The organism is Desulfonatronum thiodismutans, from assembly GCF_000717475.1.
In the GTDB taxonomy this organism is placed as follows: domain Bacteria; phylum Desulfobacterota; class Desulfovibrionia; order Desulfovibrionales; family Desulfonatronaceae; genus Desulfonatronum; species Desulfonatronum thiodismutans.
This window is the reverse complement of the sequence record NZ_JPIK01000004.1, coordinates 72,732-91,673: the sequence shown is the minus strand read 5'-3', so window position 1 is coordinate 91,673 and position 18,942 is coordinate 72,732. Positions and strand designations below refer to the sequence as shown.

Below are 18,942 nucleotides of genomic sequence, written 5' to 3'. Positions count from 1 at the left end.
TTCACCGTGCAACAAATCCGTATTTCCCGCACCGCGCTGATTCCCGATGAACTGCGCCTGGCCCGGTATCTGAAGGCACCGGAGCTGGGGCCGCGAGTGCTGTTCTTCAGCGGCGGCACGGCTCTCAACCCCTTGAGCCGGGAGCTGGTTCGTTACACGCACAATTCCATTCATTTGGTCACGCCGCTGGACTCCGGGGGCAGTTCGGCCAAGCTGCGGGAAGCTTTCCGGATGCCCGCGGTGGGGGATCTGCGCAGCAGGTTGATGGCCCTGGCTGACCAGAGCGTGAGGGGCAACCCGGAAGTCCGGGAGCTGTTCGCCCACCGGCTGGCCAAAAGCGCCGCACCGGAGGAACTGCGTCACAGCCTGGAGCGGCTGGTTGCGGGGCGGGACGCACTGGTTCGGCGCATCCCGGACCCGATGCGCAAGATCGTCCGCAATTATCTGCGCATTTTCCAGGAAAAGATGCCGAAGGATTTCGATCTGCGCGGCGCCAGCATCGGGAACCTGATCCTTACCGCCGGCTACCTGACCAATCAGCGGCGCATCGACTCGGTGGTCTTTCTCTTTTCCAAGCTGGCCGAGGTGCGCGGCGTGGTCCGACCGACCATGAACCGCTATCTGCACCTGGCCGCGGAATTGGAAAACGGCGAGACCATCGTCGGCCAGCATCTGCTCACGGGCAAGGAAACGCCGCCCATCACCGCCAGGGTCAAGCGGGTTTACATTCGTTCCGGAGAAACGGAGGGCGAGCTGGTTCGGGTGGCCATCCGCGAGAAGGTGCGCAACCTGATCCGTCAGGCCGACCTGATCTGCTTTCCCATGGGCAGCTTCTATTCCAGTCTGATCGCCAACCTTCTGCCGGACGGCGTGGGACAGGCCATCGCGGAGAACGACTGCCCCAAGGTCTATGTGCCCAACACCGGGACGGACCCGGAGCAGTTCGGGATGACCCTGGCGGACAATACGGACATCCTACTGCGCTACCTGCGCCAAAGCTGCATGGAGGCCCAGCCTGTGGAGCGGCTGCTGAATCTTGTGCTCCTGGATTCCCGTGATGAGTGTTACGCTCAGTCCGTGGATGTGTCCGCTGTTCAGGCCCATGGGGTCGAGGTGCTGCGTATCCCGCTGGTCGGAAACAACTCCGACGCGTCCTCGGCAGCCTTCCTGGACGGAGATAGGATGATTCGGAGCCTGTTGTCCCTGATCTGAGGTCTTTTTTCCAGGACTCAAGCCAGTGATATGTCTCAACCCATTGGTTGAAACCCCCAGCAGTAATACTTCTTCCTTCAAGGGAAAGAGAACAAGCAACCAACAATCAAAGGAGCGAACCATGTCGAAAAAGGAAGTCAAGTTGAAAGGCGTGATGGACGTCAACCAAGTGGTGACCTATCTGGAGGATCTGGCGAATTCTTTGAAGGAGGGCAAGATCTGCGTCCAACAGGGCGAGCAGTTCGTGACCCTTTGCCCGGACAAGATGGTGGACGTGGAGGTCAAGGCTACCTCGAAAAAAGGGAAGGAAAAGTTCGAGATGGAGTTGGCCTGGTACCGGGAGGTTTCCCAGGAAATGAGTATTTCCTCGGACGAACCGGAGCAGGACGCCGAAAGCGAAGGCTCGTCGCTGGCTGTCAGCGGTCCGGTGATCGAAATGCCGGAAAATCAGGACACGGATTCGGATTCCGACGGCGTAGACAAGACTGACCGGAGCTAGCCCAGCCCCGACTGGAAGAACGACGCGTGAGCCGGTGGCATTGCCGGTTCGGTTTCGTCACCCCTTCCGAATACCAAAGCGGCCCCGTACGGGGCCGCTTTTTTTGTGGCCGAGGAAAGGCGCGGGGGTGTTGAGGCACGACGCTTCGTGCCCCGACACCCTCGCGCCTACTGTCATTGAACCGACATTGAATCGTAACTTCGTCGTAACCACGTGATTCCGGGTAGGGTGATATTGGGACCACAAACAACGGCGTCATGGAGCAACTTGCCATCCATCCTGACAAACCACGAGAAAATGCAGCTGAACGCTGAAGGACAGCCATGACCGCTCAAGTCGAGTATTTGATGCCGAAAAAAAACGTTTCCTCCCCACCTTTGCCCAACATCCACCCCGTATCACTGGACTATTCGGCATGCGTCGGCGGCCGCCCAGACTCATCCTCTCCCCGTGCCTGCGTCCTGATGCGTCCGGCTCCCTATGTCGCCCCCACCGTGCCCCTACTCAATGTTTACGATACCTTCCGCAACCATCCGGATCTGATGGTGCTGCCCGTGGTTCAAGAGAACAAACCAGTGGGGTTGATCAATCGTTTCAAGCTGCATGAGATGTTCAGTCAACCGTTCACTCGTGAACTCCATGGTCGCAAGCCCATCAGCATGTTCATGGCCGCCAGCCCGGTGATCGTGGACAAGAACGTGTCCATCGACGATCTGGCCCGGATCATCATCGACGCGGGCATGCAGCATATGTACGACGGTTTCATACTGACGGATCAGGGGAAGTACGCCGGCATCGGCAACGGGCATGACCTTCTGGGGGCCATTACCGAGCGCAAGCAGGCCCACCTGTTCTACCTCGCCCACTATGACGCCCTGACGGATCTTCCCAACCGACTCTTGTTCAAGGATCGGCTGACCCAGGCCTGCACGCGTTCCGAGCGCAACGGGCACTCCGTGGCCCTGATGTTTCTGGACCTGGATCGTTTCAAGCTGATCAACGACACCCTGGGCCATTCCGTGGGGGATCGGCTGCTGAAAAGCGTGGCGGGCCGTTTATTGGAAAACGTGCGCAAAAAGGACACGGTCTCCCGCCTGGGCGGGGACGAGTTTACGATCATCCTGGATGACGTCGAAACACCCCAGGACGCGGCGGTGGTCGCCCAGAAGATCATCCATGCCATGGGGCAGCCTTTTGTTCTTGAGGGTGACGAGGTGGTGGTGACCACAAGCATCGGCGTGGCCTTTTATCCCCAGGATGCCGCGAATGCTGAGGAATTGCAGAAAAATTCCGACGCGGCCATGTACCATGCCAAGGAAAAGGGCAAGAACAACTACCAGTTTTTCAAGCCGGAAATGAACATTCAGGTCAACGCCCGGCTCAGTTTGGAAAACCAGTTGCGCAAGGCCGTGGAAGCGGATCAGCTCCTGCTGCACTACCAACCCCAGGTGGAACTAAGCACCGGCAGGGTCGTGGGCGTGGAGGCCCTGCTTCGCTGGCAGCATCCGGAGCTGGGTTTTGTCCCGCCTTTGACCTTCATTCCCCTGGCCGAGGAGCTGGGGCTGATGGCCTCCATCGGGGAGTTCGTACTCCACGAGGCTTGCCGCCAGAACAAACAGTGGCAGGACGAATTGGGGGTCCGTGTCTGCATGGCCGTGAATCTGGCCGGATGGCAATTGGAGCAGCCCGATTTCCCGGATACCGTTGAGCGCATCCTGCGCAAAACCGGCCTTTCTCCGCGTTGTCTCGAATTGGAATTAACGGAAAACGTACTCATGGAGAACATCAAGCAGGCCCGGACCGCGTTGAACGTGCTCGGGCAAATGGGCGTTCTCGTGGCCATCGACGACTTCGGCACGGGCTATTCATCCCTGAACTATCTGCTGAACCTGCCCATCGACACTTTAAAGATCGACAAGTGCTTCATCCAGAGCATCGGTCTCCAGGACGACGGCGCGACCATCGCCACCGCCGTCATCGCCCTGGCCCGCAGCCTCAAGCTCAATGTCGTGGCCGAGGGCGTGGAAACAATCGAACAGCAAGAGTTTCTGCGTGAAAAGGGTTGCGATTTTATCCAGGGCTATTATTTCTCCCGCCCCCTGCCCGCCGCGGACCTTGCTCCAATCCTCACCAAACACGCGAAAATTCCCACTTCCCGCAAACTCAACTGCCTGGACGCGGAATGAGCTGAGTGTTCGGCGCTCGGCTCTTCGGAGCATCGGCGTTGTAGAGAAAAGCGTTGAGCCCGAAGCACGCCGGGAAGGCGCGTTTCGGGCTCGTGTTGGGAATCGACGGCGGCTTGCTCTCAGGCCCAGGCCAACGCGCCCATTGCGGACTCCCGTTCCCGTTCCTGCTGGCAATACACGCACAGGGTGGAGGTGGGGTGGATTTCCAGGCGTTTGAGGGGGATTTGCTCGTCGCATTCCTGGCAAACGCCGTAGGTGCCGTCGTCGATGCGGGACAATGCGGCCAGGACTTGCCGCGTCAGGTTCCTTTCGCGCTGACCGATCAGGATCAGCATGTGTCGATCCGATTCCAGGGAGGCCCGGTCGTTCAAATCCGGACATGCCTGATAGATTCCGCTGATCGCCTCGGCCGTGGCCGTGCCCTTGTCCCGAATCTGATCCATCAAACCGTGCAACAGGTTCCGAAACACAAACAGTTGATCGTGGGTCATAGTGCTGCCTCCTGGTTTTTTTCAGAACACTCCTACCAAGGGCGCGTGACGAAAGCATGTCGGGAATGCGACGTTTTCTCGTCAATGCGAAAGAGGAGGATTTTCTTCGACGTTTTGACCGTCGTCCCGATACGTCTGGCTCATGGTTGAAGCGTGACCATGAAGAGCCCGTACCCTGATTGCCACAAAACTGTAACGGAAATGTCGAGAATGGATTGACGCATTTGGCTACGATCTTGTAGTTAGCCGCCAGTAAGGTGACGGAAGGTAGGCTTTTAACCAAACGAAGTTGCATCGATGCGTATTGAATTGAATCAGGTGGGCAAGGTGTTCAAGAACGCCGTGGCCCTGGACAATATCAGTTTTAAAGTGGAATCCGGGGAATTGGTGGTGATTCTTGGTCCGTCCGGGTGCGGGAAGTCGACCTTGTTGCGGATCATTGCCGGCCTGGACGACGCCAGTTCGGGGATGGTGTTGATCGGCGAGCAGGACGTGACCAAGCTGTCTCCGGATCGCCGCGGCATTTCCATGGTCTTTCAATCCTACGCCCTGTTTCCGCACTTGAGCGTCGCGGAGAATATCGTCTTTGGGCTGCGCATCCGGGGATTGGGCAAGGCCGAAATCCGGAAACGCCTGGACCATGCCGCGGGCATGCTGGGGCTTGGAGAACTGCTGGACCGCAAACCGGCTCAGCTTTCCGGGGGCCAGCGCCAGCGAGTGGCCCTGGGGCGGGCCATTGTCTCGCAACAGCCGATCTGCTTGATGGACGAACCCCTCTCGAACCTGGACGCCAAGCTGCGCCATGAAATGCGTCGGGAGATCCTGGAATTGCAACGCAAGCTGCGTATGACCATGGTCTATGTGACCCATGACCAAGTGGAAGCCATGACCATGGCCGACCGCATCGTTCTTCTGGATCATGGCCGCGTGGCTCAGATTTCCTCTCCCGCGGAACTCTATGCCCGGCCTTCCAGCTTGTTCGCGGCCCAGTTCATCGGCTCTCCGCCGATGAACATGCTGACTCTGGAACCCTTTGGGGAGGGCTGCGCGCTTGCTGGAAGCGAGAGGATGATTGTCCGGGGCGGGTGCGAGCCTCTGTTTCTTGGGGTTCGCCCGGAAGACGTCCGCCCGGCTGAGGATGGAATTCCCGGCGTGGTTATTCGAACGGAGTATCACGGCGCGGACACCCTGGTCGCCGCCCAGGTGAGCGGGCAGGAGGTGGTCATGCGTTTGTACGGCAAGCTCGACTACCAGGCAGGAGATGCGATCCACGTGATTTGGGACAGAGAAAGCAGCCACCTTTTCAGCGCGGAGAGCGGGGAGCGTCGCGAAGGCCTGGAGCCTCGGCTCGTGCTCCCGGGAACCGCCCGCTGATCGATGGCGGGACGGCTTGAAGGTCGAATGTCCAGGGGCATCTTTTCGGCCTCTTCAACCAGAAACCAGAAACAAGGAGAGCTTACATGCGCCTTATCGCGACCGCCATGGTTTTTTGTCTGCTGCTCATGACGAGCACGTCGGCCCTGGCTCAGAACGTCAATCTGACCATGTACTACCCCGTGGCCGTGGGAGGACCGATCACCAAGATCATCGACGACATGATCGCCGACTTCCAGAAGGACAATCCGGGGATCACGGTCCAGGCCGTGTACGCCGGGAACTACGACGACACGCGGACCAAGGCCCTGGCCGCGCTGAACGCCGGAGAGCCGGTGCAGCTTTCCGTGCTGTTTTCCATCGACGTCTTCGACCTGATGGATCAGGATGTAATCGTTCCTTTTGATGATCTCGTCGCCACGGACGAGGAGCGCCAATGGATGGGAAGCTTCTATCCCGCGCTGATGGAGAACAGCACGGTGGACGGGAAGGTGTACGGCATCCCGTTCCAGCGCTCGACCATCGTGATGTACTATAACAAGGACGCCTTCCGGGATGCCGGGCTGGATCCGGAGAGCCCGCCGGCCACCTGGGACGAAATGGTCGAGGCGGCCAAGAAGCTGACCAAGCGCGACGCCTCGGGCAACGTGACCCAGTGGGGCATGCACGTCCCGTCCTCGGGATATCCCTATTGGATGTTTCAGGCCTTTGCCATGCAGAACAACCAGGTGCTGATGTCCGGTGACGGCACAGAGGTATACTTTGATCATCCCGCCGTGGTGGAAAGCCTGGAATTCTGGCGTGATTTGTCCCATACTCACGACGTGATGCCCAGGGGCGTGATCGACTGGGGAACGCTGCGCCAGAAATTTCTGGAGGGCAGCACGGCCATGATGTGGCACACCACCGGCAACCTGACCCCGGTGCGCAATGAGGCCCGTTTTGATTTTGGAGTGGCCATGCTCCCGGCCAAGCAGCGCCGCGGCAGCCCCACGGGTGGCGGCAATTTTTATGTGTTCAAGCAGGCCAGCGCCGAGGAACGGAAGGCGGCTTTGCAATTCATTCGCTGGATGACCTCGCCAGAGCGGGCCGCTGACTGGTCCATCGCCACCGGATACGTGGGTGTTCGCCCGGACGCTTACGCCACGCCCGCCTTGTCCGAGTATGTTGAAGGCTTTGCGGCGGCGGCCGTGGCCCGGGATCAGTTGGAGTACGCCACGGCGGAATTTTCCACCTATGAGACGGCCCGGGTGAAGAAGTTCCTGGACGACGCCATTCAATCGGTGCTCACCGGGCAGGCCCAGCCGACCCAGGCTCTGCAAGGCGCTCAGTCCGCGGCTGATCGCGTGTTGCGCGCCTACAAATAGGTTGCATTCTGATGGTCCGCCCCGGTCCGGTACTTCGGATCGGGGCGAGTCCATCTCAATTGTCTCCCCTTCTTCTGTGCGGCGCGAGGAGTGACGGTGTATCGGGTTTCCAATCAAGTGTACGGGTGGCTGCTCTTTTTTCCGGCGGCGGTGATGTTTTTTCTCTTCACCCACTTCCCGATCCTGGCCACCTTGAAGGCCAGCTTTTTCTCCACCCCGCGTGGGGCCCGTCCGGCCAGGTTCGTGGGGCTGGAAAACTACCGGGTGATGTTTGACGACCCGGTGTTTTGGAAGGTTCTGGGCAACAACTTCATCTTCGCCGCGGGAACCATTCCGCTGAGCATCGGCCTGGCCTTGCTGATGGCCGTGTGGGTCAACGGCAAGCTGTCCGGGCGCAGCATCGTGCGCACCGCGTACTTCACGCCCACCGTGCTGCCCATGATTGCCGTGGCCAACATCTGGCTCTTTTTCTACACCCCGCAGATCGGGCTGCTGGACGGCTTGACCGGGCTGCTCGGCTTTCCCAGCCGCAACTGGCTGGGTGAACCGTCCACCGTGATGAGCTGTTTGATCGTGATGACCATCTGGAAGGAGGCTGGTTTTTTCATGATCTTCTATCTGGCCGCGCTGCAGTCCATCTCCCCGGAGCTGCAGGACGCCGGGCGGATCGAAGGGGCCGGCAGGTGGTACTTCTTCCGCCGGGTGACCTGGCCGCTGTTGATGCCCACCACGGTGTTCATCCTCTTCAACGCCGTGATCAACGCCTTCAAGCTGGTGGATCATCTGTTCATCATGACCAAGGGCGGCCCGAACAACGCTTCTTCGCTGCTGCTGTACTACATTTACGAGGTGGCCTTTTCCTTCTGGGATACCGCCTACGCCTCCACCCTGACCATGGCCCTGCTGGCCGTTCTGGCCGTTTTGGCTCTGAGCCAGTTCGTGTACCTCGAACGGCGGACCCACTACCAATGATTTCCGCTAAGATTTCCCACTACCTGGAAAGTTTCGGGGCCTGGCTCCTGGCCTTGATCTGGGCCGGACCGCTGCTGTACGCGGCCTGGGCCGCCTTTCATCCTCCGGCGTATATCGCCAATTTCGATCTGTTCGCCCCGCTTACCCTGGACAACTTTCGCACGGCCTGGAACACCGCTCCCTTTGCCCGCTACTTCCTGAATTCCTTCGCCTACGTGAGCATGACCCTGGCCGGGCAGTTCTTCTTGTGTACCCTGGCTGCCTTCGCTTTTGCCCGTTTTTCGTTTCCCGGAAGGGACATCGCCTTCATGCTCGTTCTGGTGCAGTTGATGATCATGCCCGACCAGTTGATCGTGAAGAATTACGAACTAATGAGCCGCCTGAATCTGGTGGACACCACCACGGCCATTTCCCTGCCCTACATGGCCTCGGCCTTCGGCACCTTCCTGCTGCGCCAAACCTTCAAGCAGATCCCCAGGGAACTGGAGGAGGCGGCCCGGGTGGAGGGCGCGGGCTGGCTGCGGGTGCTCTGGAGCGTCTACGTCCCCCTGGGCAAGCCCACCTACATCGCCTACGGCCTGGTTTCGGTGAGCCACCACTGGAACAATTTTCTCTGGCCCCTGGTGATCACCAATTCCGTGGACACCAGACCCCTGACCGTGGGATTGGCCATTTTCGGGGCGCCCGAATCCGGAGTCAATTTCGCCATCATCACGGCGGGAACATTGATCGCCGTTGCACCGCTGCTCATCGCCTTCCTGCTGTTCCAGCGCCAGTTCGTGCAGAGCTTCATGCGCTCGGGCATCAAGTGATTCAAGGATGCTCATTGCAAATGGGGATGAGATCGGCCTATTGCCGGGCATCCTGATTATCCGCCCATTTTCATTCTCAAAAAATGAACCGCCCGCTTCGCTCAAAGCTCCAAGGTCTCCAAGATAGAAATTTTGGAAAGCAGGGAAGAAGCTGCTTTCCAAAAACATTGGCTCTCCCTGTCGGAAGGATCTCTTCTTGGCGTACTCAGAGCCTTGAGCGAAGCGGGGGGCGGTTCAGGTTCTCATGCCTCAACAGGCCTTGAGCCATCCTCTCTATCCTTTCCCCAAGCCTCCGCACCTTCGGCCGCAAAGCCGGAGCCACGCCAGGGCGGCTTTGTCGCAAAAGGCCGTCGCGTCGGCGAGGAGCAGGGGGAGGCGTCTGGTCAGGTCCGTGTAGAACCCATCGAGGAACTGGTCCTGGTAGGCGCGGTAGGCGGGAATGGCTCCCCGGCGAAACAACGTCAGCCAGTCGGCGAGAATCGTTGAATCCGCCTCCAGGTGGAATTGGAAGCCGTACGAGGTGCGGCCGACCCGGAAGCACTGGTTGGGACAGGCCTCCCCTCGGACAAGCAGGGTCGCGCCGGGGGGCAGGGTGAACGAGTCCTCGTGGAATTCCATCAGGGGGGGCAAGGGCAGGGCCGCGCCGATGACGGGGTCGCCCCCGGCCGCCGGGGTTGGGTGGTGCTGAACGAACCCGAACTCCAGCCCGGAAAGGGTGTAGGTGGTTCCGCCGTGGGCCCGGGCCAGCAGTTGCGCTCCCAGGCAGATGCCGGCCACGGGGCGGTGTGCCGCGTCAAAGGCGCGCATCAGGTCCATGAGCCGGGGAAAGTGCGGGGACGAGGCGTCGTCAAAGGCGTGTTGCGGTCCGCCCAGGACCACGAGCCCGGCGTAGTTCTCCGGTCCTTGGGGCCAGTTCGACAGGGCGTCGCCGTCCGAGGGCCTCAGGGTGGTTACTCGCGCGCCTTGGCGGAGAAGGGCCTTGACGAAGTTGCCTCCCGGCGCTTGCGGACTGTGCTCGATCACGAGGATGGGAACGTCCTGAACGTCCTCTGCGGGCCAAGGGGCCACGGCCACCCGGGTCTCGTAATAGGGGCAGCCGTCGCCGACCCGGCTGGCCATGTCCCGGGTCAACCGGTTCAGACCGTGTTCCCCTTTGACCCACCCGCCCCTTTCGGCCACGAGGATGTCCTCGCGCAGCTCGGGGTCGACGCCGAGGCGGGCCTTGACCGCTCCATGCGGACTGAAGACCTTGACCAGCCGACCTTGCTCAAGCCCCAGCCCGGCGGCCTGGCGCGAGGACAGAACGACCGCGGGCAGCGGTTCATGGTCCGCGAGGGTCCGTTCCGAGCAAATGGCGTCATGGGGGGCGACGGTGAGCAGGGTGTAGGGGAAATCCGGAGTCTCCGGAGACGGCTCGGCCTCATCCAGGCGCTCCAGGAAGCGAAACTTTCCCGAAGGAGTAGGAAAGCTACGGTCCGCGTAGGGAACCATGGGCGCGTTGACCCGAAAGGGACGACTTCGCAGCGCCTGCAAGTCCCCGCCCTGATCCCGGCCCTGTTCTCTAAGAGGCGCGCAGACGTTTTCCAGCCACTCTTCCAGCCCTCGGCGATATTCCGAAGCAAAGGGAAACCGTCGCGCCAGTTCCTGAAACATCCAGAATTCCGACCGGCACTCGCCCACCGGCTCGATGACCCTGTTCACCGCGCCGACGTAATTGTGGCCGTAGCTGGCCATGACGTCCTGTTCTTCCAGAAACGTGGTCGCGGGAAGAAAGACATGGGCATGGTCCGCGGTGTCGTCCAGAAAATGACCGCTGTAGACCACGAATTCCGTTTGCCGAAAGGCCCGGCTGACCTTGTCGGTATTGGGGGCCATGCATACCGGGTTGGCCGCGGTGACGAAGATCATCCGGATTTTCGGGTTGGTCGCGTTCAAAATCTCCTCCCCGATCCGAGGCATGAGCAGGGTGCGCCTGGGTGGATGCAGTTCGTCTCCCCAGTAACGCTGGTCATAGGGTCCGTACTCTTCAAAGCCCTGACTGACGCCGCCTCCAGGGATGCCCAGATTGCCGCTGAGCGCTCCCAGGGCGTCGATGGCCTGGATGGATTGATGGGCCTGGGCATGCCGGTGCAGCCCCCAGCCGAGAAGAATGGACGTGGGCCTGGCGGTGATCAGGGTGTCGGCGATCAGCCGAACCTGATCCTCGGAGACCCCGGCCCGGTTGCAGAGCTGATCCAGGCTGAGCCTCTCCACCAAATCCAGAAAACCCCGCACTCCCTCGGCGTGCCGTTCCAGGAATGGTTTGTCCTCGGCCCCGGCGGCCAGGATCAGCTTGGCCGCGGCCAAAGCCAGGAAGACGTCGCGGCCTGGGCGCACCGCGATATGGTGATCCGCCAGGGCCGCGGAACGGGTCCGGGCCGGGTCGACCAGCAAAATCGGCCCGCCGCGTCGGCGCAGATCCCGGATGATCGGAACCAGACCGGCGTTGGTGGAAACCGGATTGCGGCCCCAGAGAATCATGGACCGGCTGTTGGCGTGATCCAGCGGGTCATGAGAGACCCGGTCGCCGACACTGAGATTCTGGGCCGCCTGACCCGTCCCGCCGCAGAGAGAGCCGCGCGGGGTGGTCACGCCGCCCAGCAGGCTGAAGAAATAGCGGTTGAGCAGCTTCAGAGCCGTACGCTCCCCGTATCCCTGGTAGTAAAGGATGGCTTCGGGACCGGATTCGGCGATCACCGTCTTGATCCGCTCGGCTACAAGGTCCAGGGCCGCATCCCAGGTCACGATCTCCCAGCGCCCGCCGCGTCGGATCATCGGGGCCGTGACCCGTTCCGGACTGTAGACCCGCCGCACGTACCGCGCCGTCTTCCCGCAGGCCGCCCCCCTGGTCAGCGGATGGTCGGGGTTCCCGCTCAACCGGACCAGGCGTCCGTTCTCCACTGTTGCCAAAAGCCCGCAGGTGCTGGGGCAGTCTCGGGTGCAGGTCGTTGGGATGATTGTTTTCATGGTCATAGTTTTGCTCGATTCATTGAAGGAATTCCGCATCCTTCGCGAGAGCTCGCGGCACTCGCCGGAATCATGACCGCGACCGTCGGGAGTCTCTGTGAATGCGGGGGCAAAGAGCTGGGGGGCAGCAACAAGAGATTTTGTTCCTAAAAGGGCCGGATAGGCAAGGTGACCCTGGCTGATTCGGGATCAGGGCCGTGCATGACTTGAGACCGGCTTTGCAATGCCAGACAGCCTCCCTGGCAGCGGAGCATGAAGTCCTTACAGGCCAGGCATTCCGTGGAAACGTTCCCGTGGCGTACTGGACGGGCCAGTTTGGCGAAATAGCCCAATACCGCGTTTTTGTCCGAAAAGGTCGTGATATCGTCGGCTTTCATGGTGTACAGGGGAAGACAGTACGACGCGGAAAGATCGGGGTGGACATCGATGGAGGGTTGGCAGATCCCGCTGAATTTCGACGAGACCCGTTCTAGATAGCGTCGGTCTTCCTCGTTGACGTCGCAGAGCCGGATGCTGCAGTCCAGGCCAGTCCGGACACCGCGAGACTCACAGGCTTTCACGAAGCCGACGATATGCGAGATGACGGGCTTGGTGTCCTTGAGTTGATAGTGATCATTCTTCGCGTTGCCACTGGGGCGCGAAATATCGTAACGAACCGAACGGACGCCATACTGGTCGATCGCTTCGAGAAGGTAGTCGTAGTCGAGATTCGTTTGGGAGAAGTTTTTGGAAAACGTAATCCTTCCACCGAGAGCGGTCAGATCGCCCAGGTTTGCCTTGATCCGAGCACGGTGCGCATCGGAGTAACTTTGAGGATGGTTGTAGTTGACGACGATGTTGGAGGCATGTGCGGCCAATGTTGCTGCGAAATGTTTTTCAAACAGGCAGTTTGTGAAAACAACGACGGTGAACCCATGTGTTTTTGTTTTCCTGAGCATCGTTCCCAGCTCCGGATGCAGGGTCGGCTCTCCGCCGATAAACGCGAGGGTTTGGATATCGGATTTTTCCGCCCATCGCAGGAGTTTGTCGAAGTTGTCGATGGAGATGTCGGAAGGATAAAATCGGAGCATTTCCTTCGCGAAACAATAAGAGCAGGAAATATTGCACCGATACGTCGTGAATACTTTAATCATTTTAATATGGATCTTTTATGATCTGTCCGTTTCTTCCGCAAGGCGTCGGTCTTGAATCGCGTCATGGACGTGGCTTTGCGTCGTCTGGATTCGTCTCCATTCCTATACTTTGGCCCGTTGTCCGGTCGAAATACAATATCTGCTCCGGCTGATCGACCTTGACGGCCAGCGTGCTTCCAATTTTCGACTCCTGCAAGTCCTTGGCGGGCACGAGCAGTCGAACTTCGCCGAAATCATTGTGTATTGTTAGGACGGATCGCGATCCGAGGGGTTCGACGTCGATCAATTTTCCTTGGGAAGTCGTCGCGGACGGCGTCGTGATGGAAATATTTTCGGGGCGCAGGCCGATGTCGAATCCATCCGGGATCGCGGCGAGGGTGGAGGACATTGATGGAGTCAATGGCATTCTAAATCCGAAAAATTCAAGAATGTTGGACTCGTCCGGAAAAATTCGGCCCTGGAGGATGTTGATCAGCGGCGAGCCGATAAATTCGGACGTCAGGCGATGCGCCGGACGGTCATAGAGTGCTTGCGGAGAGTCGCACTGGACGACCTTTCCGGACTGAAGCATGATTACCGTGTCCGCTATGGCCAATGCTTCATGGTAATCCGGGGTGGCCAGAAGAAACGTTTGTCCGGACTCTTTCTGGAGTCTGCGCAGCTCGGTGCGGAGTTCGACCCGAAGTTTGGCGTCGAGACTGGACAGCGGTTCATCAAGTAAAAAAATGGCAGGTTCCCTTATCAATGCCCGGCCGAGGGCGATCCGTTGTTTTTCACCGCCGCTCATGGTCCCTGGGAGGCGGTCGAGAATCCGTCCGATATGGAGCGTCTCCGCGACTTCCAGGACTTTCTTTCTGACTTCGTCTTCAGGGACGCCTTGGATCAGTAAAGGGCTGGCGATGTTTAAATATCCGCTTTTATTCGGGTACAGGGCCAGGTTGTCGAACATCATGGCCACGTCGCGGTCTTTCGGTTCCCACCCCCCGACATCGCGTCCGTTGATGAACACGGAGCCTGACGTCGGTTCATCCAGTCCGGCAATGATCCGCAAGGTCGTCGTCTTCCCCGCTCCGGCCGCACCGAGGATCACGGTTAAGGAATTCTTGGGAACGGTGAAGGAGACGTCCCGCAGGGCCGTCGTCTTGCCGAAGTCCTTTCGCAGACCGCGGACTTCCAGGGACGGTTCACAAGCTGTGTCAGTATGCTGGTTCGCCATGTTCCACCTTTGTTTCGGTAAGATCAGTTCGTAGATTCGAGTCCGCGTCGAAAACGTGAAACACCTCGGGATCAAAGGCGATGCCGACGGAGTCCCCGACCAGCGGCTGTGGCCCGGCGGCACGGGTGAGGAGATTGACGGCTTGCCCGCCAACCGCAACCGTGACCACTCTTTCCGGTCCTCTCGGCTCCACCCGGGAAATGACGCCTGGAACATCCCCGGTTCCTGGAGGAACAAGCCGCAGGCTTTCCGGGGGCGCTCCCAGAACAATCCAGCCGGTCGGCATTGATGCGTGATCCCAGGCCGCCGACAGGTTGAGGGAAAAGTCGTCGTGCTCAAAATACGTTCGCTCCCCATGGGATTTAAAGCGTCCCTGGAAGAGGTTCATGGGGGGCGACCCGAGGAAGCCGGCGACGAACACATGCCCCGGGCGTCGGCAGATCTCCGGGGTCCGCTCCACCTGGACGATTTTTCCGGCATTCATCACCGCGATCCGGTCTGCCAGGGACAGAGCTTCGATCTGATCGTGGGTGACGTAGATAATGGTCAGCCCGATCTCGCGCTGCAACCGGCGCAGTTCCCTCCGCATGGCCAGGCGGGACTCCGCCTCGAGGTTTGAGAGGGGCTCGTCAAGGAGAAGAATGTCCGGTTTCGTGACCAGGGTTCGCCCGATGGCCACTCGTTGCAGTTCTGACCCGCCTAGTTCCCTGGCGGATATTTTCAACCGATCCTTGAGCCCCAGGAGTTCCGCTACTTCGTGGACGGCCTTGTGAACCTCGTGTCGCGGCTTTTTCCGGACTTCCAGGCCAAAAGCAAGATTTTTGTAGACCGTCATGGAGGTGAACACGGCATAGTCCTGGAAGACCAAACCGATGTTTCGCTTTCCAGCCGGCACCTTCACGACGGACCGCCCATCGACGTGAATATCTCCGGATGTGGGCTGCTCCAGCCCGACGATCATGTTCAGGGTCGTGGATTTTCCGCATCCGGACGAGCCAAGCAGGGCGATGGTTTCCCCCGAGGCAATGGTCAGGTCGATGTCGTCCACAGCGACGACCGCCCCATCGTCGTACTCCTTCCGCAGGGCGACGAGTTCCAGTTTCGGCTTGCTCATTGTTTGATCGCTCCGAAGGTCATGCCCCGTGCAAGATGAGACTGAATATAGTAGCCGACGACAATCAGAGGCAGCATGGCCAGGACGGCCAGCGCCGCCTGAACGCCGTACAGTGTGCCCGCGGTGGCCGTGACGTACTTGGCCAGTTGCACGGGAATGGTGTTGATGTTGCTGTAGGACAGCACCAGGGCGAAGAGAAACTCGGACCAATTCAAAATGAAGATAAACATGGTCGTTGCGAACAGGCCGCCCTTGATCAAGGGGATGGTCACGGTGATATGCGCCATCAGTCTGGATCTGCCGTCGATCATGGCCGCTTCCTCGATTTCTCTCGGGAGGTCGTCCACGAAGCTCTTCAGCATCCACGTTGAAAAAGGCAGGGTGATCGCCACGTAGATGGCGATCAGTCCGGTGTAGGTGTCCGTCAGGCCGATATTTGAAAAAATAATCACGAAGGGTACTGCTATGGCCGCTGGCAGGAACATTCTCCCGGAAAGAATGACCAGGGGGGTCCACTTGCTGTTCTTCGCGTACCGGGAGATGCCGATGGCCGAAAAAAGGCCGATGGCAACTGAGAAGATGGTCGCGGTCACCGAGGCGATGATCGAGCCGATGACCGCGCTCGTCGCCGCTTGGCTGACCCCTCCGACCCCGTAGGCACGAATCGCGTCCGGATCAAACAAGGTCATGAAGTTGACCAGCGTGGGCTCCGAGGGGATCCAGATGGCCGGTGACGCGTTCCAGTCCGTCGGAGGCTTGATGGCCGTCATGACGATCCAGAATATTGGGAAAAGGGTCAGGATCAGGGCGATAAACAGAATTATCGCCTGGATCGTGGTCAGCTTTTTGGGTTCCGTCATCGATTGCCCTCCAAAAGTCGATCCCGCACCGGCAAGAGCATGAGGTGGATCAGCGTTAACGAGCCGATCAGGACGAGAAAGGCCGCCGCCGCCGCGTATGCCAGTTGGAAATCATTGAAAGCGAGTTTGTAGATGTAGAGGCTGATGGTTTCCGTCGAAGAGCCGGGACCACCTCTGGTCAACATGAACACTTCGTCGAAAAGCTTGATCACTTCCATGGCCCGGATAATGAAAGCCACGATGATCACGGGCTTGAGCATCGGCATGACCACCCTCCAGAAAACCTGGCGAGGGCTTGCGCCAAGAATGATCGCAGCCCGAACCGGATTTTCGGGGATGGATTTCAGGCCGGAAAGCAGGATCAGGAAAAACAGAGGTGTCCAGTGCCAGACCTCGGTGATGATCACGGCGGCCACGGCGTGACTCGGACTGCGAAACCACAGAACCGCTGCTTCGGCACCGAACATGATTTCCAGGAGTTGATTAACCGGACCGTTGGATTGAAACAGCATCCAGAAAATATAGCCGACCACCACTGGAAGGACCATCATCGGAGTCAGGAATGCCGAGAACAGTACCGACTTTCCTCGAAACTCGCGCAGGAACAAGACGGCGAGGCCGAGTCCCAGGGAAAATTCCAACACCAGACAGGTGCCGGAAATCAGCAGTGTCCGAACAACGGCATGAAGAAAGCGGTTGTCCCAAAACAGCAATTCACTATAATTCTCGAACCCGATCAAATTGGCGTCCAGCAAGGTTCCGCGTGTCGGGGACCAGTCGGTGAAGCTCATATACAACGCGACCAGCAAGGGAATAACGAGCACGAAAAGCGAGACGAGCAGCCCGGGCACGGTCATATACCGGGAAACGCCTCGTCCGTTTTTGTTCCTGTGCGCCTTGGTCGCGGGGATGACTTCCCGTTGCATGGTCGTCTGGATTTCCGGGGCTACTTCAGTCTTCATTCTCGCGCTTCCTCTGCTTTTTAGGCACTGCAACGAATTATTGCCGCGAAACGGCATCACTCCATGCATCCCTCGGCTTTTTTTCGAGCATGCCGGCCACGCTCTCAATCGGGGCGACCGGCATGCTCTCGATGCTGATTAGCGGGTTACCATTTGTCCGCGCCGCTGGCCTTGCGAATGGGGTCGGCCAGATTCTTGCTCAGTGCCAGCCAGGATTTGAGCACCTTTTCTCTCCCAACCCGCCGGGTAATCCGCTCGAAGGCTCTGGCCGCGTCATCCAGGGCCTGTTTGGGGCGCTTTGAGCCGGTCATGCAGGCATTGACCTCCCTGTCCAGGGCGTCCTGGTATTCAAAACCGCCAGGAAGGCAAAAATCCGGAACGGTGTTGACCATGTTGTCGTACAAGGTCTGTAGGTACTCCACGGAGTAGGTGTCGACGAGCCTTTGGGTGGGAGCGAGCATGTGGTTCCTTCGGTAAGGATCCGAGTAGCCGCCAAGATAGGGGATGGCGTCCGCGGAGATGGTCGGGGAAGTCATCCATTGTGCGTAGGCATAGGCCAGCTCGGGATTGGCGGAATACCTCGAGACCGCGTACCCGTATCCCCAGCAGAACAGGCCGGCGTAAAGAAGTGTTCCGTCGGCCAGAGTGTCCGCCGGCATGACCGTGGCTCTGATTTTTCCGGTGGTGGCCGGGCCGGTGGAGGGAGCCTTGGAATATTTGTATCCGGATGGCCAGACGATGTTCATGAATCCCTCGCCCCGTCCAAAGGCGTTGTAGTTCGAAGACCAGGTGAAGCTGAATGCGTCCGGATGCAGAAATTCGTTCATGGCCAGCATGTCTTCCAGAGCGGCGATGCCTTCGTCGGAGTTGAAGGTCGGGTTCAGCTCATTGTCAAAATAGAGGCGCCCCTTGGAAATGAGCCGCTGCATGAACATCCATTTGACGTAGTACGGGGATCTGTACTCCAAGCTGCCGTAGAACCCTTCGGAAGGGTTGTGCATGAATTTTGCCAGATTGTAATATTCCTTCCAGGTATGCGGCACGTCCAGTTTGTACCCATGGGCGTCCTCGAAGGTCTTGGCCTTGTCGGGATTGTCGAGATGATCCGAACGACAGAGCAGGGTGATCTGATCGCCGTCGTTCAGCAGTCCGGCAACACGTCCGTTGTAGAGCTGCGCATGGTGGCTGGCGGGAAAGACGACCCCCCACTCCGGATGAAACAGTTCCGGATCATGCTGTTCTGTCCACTCAGTCAGGTCGTAAATCACTCCAGCGTCGATCCAGTCCGGATACGACATGGCAGTGGGCATCATTACGTCGTAGGTCCCGGTCCTGGCGACCGCTTCCTGCATGCCCTTGGTATGTACGACTTCATCCGGTTCCTCGATGAATTCCAGAGTGATGCCGAGTTCGTTCTTCCATTTCTCCACATAGGGGGTCATGTTGCCGATGGACCCCGTGGGAATGAGCAGAGTCAGAGTCTTCTTTTCCGCCTTGGCCGCGGCCGCCTTGGCCAGATCCCAGGCGCGTTCCTCGGCGCCGTGGATCGCGGCGAACGCCTTGACCGCGCCGAGAGGTGACAGACTGACGGCATTGGCCACGAACGCCGACACCCCGAGGATCGACATATCGCGCAAAAACTTGCGACGGCTTAGTTTGCCTTCATCAAAGCGTCGTAACGTTGTCTGGACCTTTCCCTGATCGTGTTGTCGCATTTTTGAAACCTCCGGTTGACTGG

At 59.2% G+C, this 18,942-nt stretch carries 15 protein-coding genes and 1 pseudogene; 7 read left to right on the top strand and 9 right to left on the bottom strand.

The window, feature by feature from the left end:
- Positions 1-6: 6 nt before the first annotated feature.
- The 3 genes from GY33_RS0100990 to GY33_RS0100980 all read left to right on the top strand — a co-directional run bounded on the left by GY33_RS0100990 (position 7) and on the right by GY33_RS0100980 (position 3,897).
- Positions 7-1,212: a GAK system CofD-like protein gene (locus GY33_RS0100990; protein WP_031385545.1), complete on the top strand. Its 1,206-nt coding sequence runs from the start codon at positions 7-9 to the stop codon at positions 1,210-1,212.
- Positions 1,213-1,333: 121 nt separating this feature from the next.
- Positions 1,334-1,711 carry an amphi-Trp domain-containing protein gene (locus tag GY33_RS0100985; protein ID WP_031385544.1) on the top strand — a complete coding sequence of 126 codons (378 nt, stop codon included), beginning with the start codon at positions 1,334-1,336 and terminating at the stop codon, positions 1,709-1,711.
- Between the two features lie 323 nt (positions 1,712-2,034).
- Positions 2,035-3,897: an EAL domain-containing protein gene (locus GY33_RS0100980; protein ID WP_051822155.1), complete on the top strand. Its 1,863-nt coding sequence runs from the start codon at positions 2,035-2,037 to the stop codon at positions 3,895-3,897.
- A 119-nt stretch (positions 3,898-4,016) separates the two neighbouring features.
- Here GY33_RS0100980 and GY33_RS0100975 read toward each other — a convergent pair whose 3' ends face one another.
- Positions 4,017-4,388, bottom strand: coding sequence for a TraR/DksA family transcriptional regulator (locus GY33_RS0100975; protein ID WP_031385542.1), 372 nt, complete (start codon positions 4,386-4,388; stop codon positions 4,017-4,019).
- A 297-nt stretch (positions 4,389-4,685) separates the two neighbouring features.
- On the opposite strand from GY33_RS0100975, the gene GY33_RS0100970 reads away from it, so the two are divergent.
- The 4 genes from GY33_RS0100970 (at position 4,686) to GY33_RS0100955 (ending at position 8,913) form a co-directional block, all read left to right on the top strand.
- Positions 4,686-5,762, top strand: a complete 1,077-nt coding sequence (locus tag GY33_RS0100970) for an ABC transporter ATP-binding protein (RefSeq protein WP_031385541.1) — start codon at positions 4,686-4,688, stop codon at positions 5,760-5,762.
- A gap of 86 nt (positions 5,763-5,848) precedes the next feature.
- Positions 5,849-7,129, top strand: coding sequence for an ABC transporter substrate-binding protein (locus GY33_RS0100965; RefSeq protein WP_031385540.1), 1,281 nt, complete (start codon positions 5,849-5,851; stop codon positions 7,127-7,129).
- 96 nt (positions 7,130-7,225) lie between these two features.
- Entirely contained in the window at positions 7,226-8,101 is an 876-nt protein-coding gene (locus GY33_RS0100960; protein WP_031385539.1) for a carbohydrate ABC transporter permease, read from the top strand.
- On the top strand, positions 8,098-8,913 hold the full coding sequence (locus GY33_RS0100955) for a carbohydrate ABC transporter permease (RefSeq protein ID WP_031385538.1): 816 nt from the start codon (positions 8,098-8,100) through the stop codon (positions 8,911-8,913). Before GY33_RS0100960 ends, GY33_RS0100955 begins: the two co-directional genes overlap by 4 nt.
- A gap of 273 nt (positions 8,914-9,186) precedes the next feature.
- Here GY33_RS0100955 and GY33_RS0100950 read toward each other — a convergent pair whose 3' ends face one another.
- The 8 genes and pseudogenes from GY33_RS0100950 to GY33_RS0100920 form a co-directional block, all read right to left on the bottom strand.
- The gene (locus GY33_RS0100950) at positions 9,187-11,925 is read right to left on the bottom strand and encodes a molybdopterin-dependent oxidoreductase (protein ID WP_051822154.1); all 2,739 of its coding nucleotides are present in this window, start codon (positions 11,923-11,925) and stop codon (positions 9,187-9,189) included.
- A 140-nt stretch (positions 11,926-12,065) separates the two neighbouring features.
- Positions 12,066-12,479, bottom strand: a complete 414-nt coding sequence (locus GY33_RS21595) for a hypothetical protein (protein WP_235185449.1) — start codon at positions 12,477-12,479, stop codon at positions 12,066-12,068.
- 312 nt (positions 12,480-12,791) lie between these two features.
- Positions 12,792-12,989 (bottom strand): annotated as a pseudogene (locus GY33_RS21590) (radical SAM protein); the annotation flags it as partial.
- Between the two features lie 124 nt (positions 12,990-13,113).
- A complete protein-coding gene (locus GY33_RS0100940; protein ID WP_051822153.1) occupies positions 13,114-14,268 on the bottom strand; it encodes an ABC transporter ATP-binding protein in 1,155 nt (384 codons plus the stop codon).
- Entirely contained in the window at positions 14,249-15,382 is a 1,134-nt protein-coding gene (locus GY33_RS0100935; protein WP_035270954.1) for an ABC transporter ATP-binding protein, read from the bottom strand. The genes GY33_RS0100940 and GY33_RS0100935 overlap by 20 nt, the downstream gene beginning before the upstream one ends.
- Positions 15,379-16,242: a carbohydrate ABC transporter permease gene (locus GY33_RS0100930; RefSeq protein ID WP_031385533.1), complete on the bottom strand. Its 864-nt coding sequence runs from the start codon at positions 16,240-16,242 to the stop codon at positions 15,379-15,381. Before GY33_RS0100930 ends, GY33_RS0100935 begins: the two co-directional genes overlap by 4 nt.
- The gene (locus GY33_RS0100925; RefSeq protein WP_031385532.1) at positions 16,239-17,204 is read right to left on the bottom strand and encodes a carbohydrate ABC transporter permease; all 966 of its coding nucleotides are present in this window, start codon (positions 17,202-17,204) and stop codon (positions 16,239-16,241) included. Before GY33_RS0100925 ends, GY33_RS0100930 begins: the two co-directional genes overlap by 4 nt.
- A gap of 146 nt (positions 17,205-17,350) precedes the next feature.
- Entirely contained in the window at positions 17,351-18,919 is a 1,569-nt protein-coding gene (locus GY33_RS0100920) for an ABC transporter substrate-binding protein (RefSeq protein WP_031385531.1), read from the bottom strand.
- Positions 18,920-18,942 lie beyond the last annotated feature (23 nt).

What these genes read in the sequence shown, in the direction of transcription:
- GY33_RS0100985 (WP_031385544.1), top strand. Translation starts at nt 1,334, where the DNA reads ATGTCGAAAAAGGAAGTCAAGTTGAAAGGCGTGATGGACGTCAACCAA.
- GY33_RS0100980 (WP_051822155.1), top strand. Translation starts at nt 2,035, where the DNA reads ATGACCGCTCAAGTCGAGTATTTGATGCCGAAAAAAAACGTTTCCTCC.
- GY33_RS0100975 (WP_031385542.1), bottom strand. Translation starts at nt 4,388, where the DNA reads ATGACCCACGATCAACTGTTTGTGTTTCGGAACCTGTTGCACGGTTTG.
- GY33_RS0100970 (WP_031385541.1), top strand. Translation starts at nt 4,686, where the DNA reads ATGCGTATTGAATTGAATCAGGTGGGCAAGGTGTTCAAGAACGCCGTG.
- GY33_RS0100965 (WP_031385540.1), top strand. Translation starts at nt 5,849, where the DNA reads ATGCGCCTTATCGCGACCGCCATGGTTTTTTGTCTGCTGCTCATGACG.
- GY33_RS0100955 (WP_031385538.1), top strand. Translation starts at nt 8,098, where the DNA reads ATGATTTCCGCTAAGATTTCCCACTACCTGGAAAGTTTCGGGGCCTGG.
- GY33_RS0100950 (WP_051822154.1), bottom strand. Translation starts at nt 11,925, where the DNA reads ATGACCATGAAAACAATCATCCCAACGACCTGCACCCGAGACTGCCCC.
- GY33_RS0100940 (WP_051822153.1), bottom strand. Translation starts at nt 14,268, where the DNA reads ATGGCGAACCAGCATACTGACACAGCTTGTGAACCGTCCCTGGAAGTC.
- GY33_RS0100935 (WP_035270954.1), bottom strand. Translation starts at nt 15,382, where the DNA reads ATGAGCAAGCCGAAACTGGAACTCGTCGCCCTGCGGAAGGAGTACGAC.
- GY33_RS0100930 (WP_031385533.1), bottom strand. Translation starts at nt 16,242, where the DNA reads ATGACGGAACCCAAAAAGCTGACCACGATCCAGGCGATAATTCTGTTT.
- GY33_RS0100925 (WP_031385532.1), bottom strand. Translation starts at nt 17,204, where the DNA reads ATGAAGACTGAAGTAGCCCCGGAAATCCAGACGACCATGCAACGGGAA.
- GY33_RS0100920 (WP_031385531.1), bottom strand. Translation starts at nt 18,919, where the DNA reads ATGCGACAACACGATCAGGGAAAGGTCCAGACAACGTTACGACGCTTT.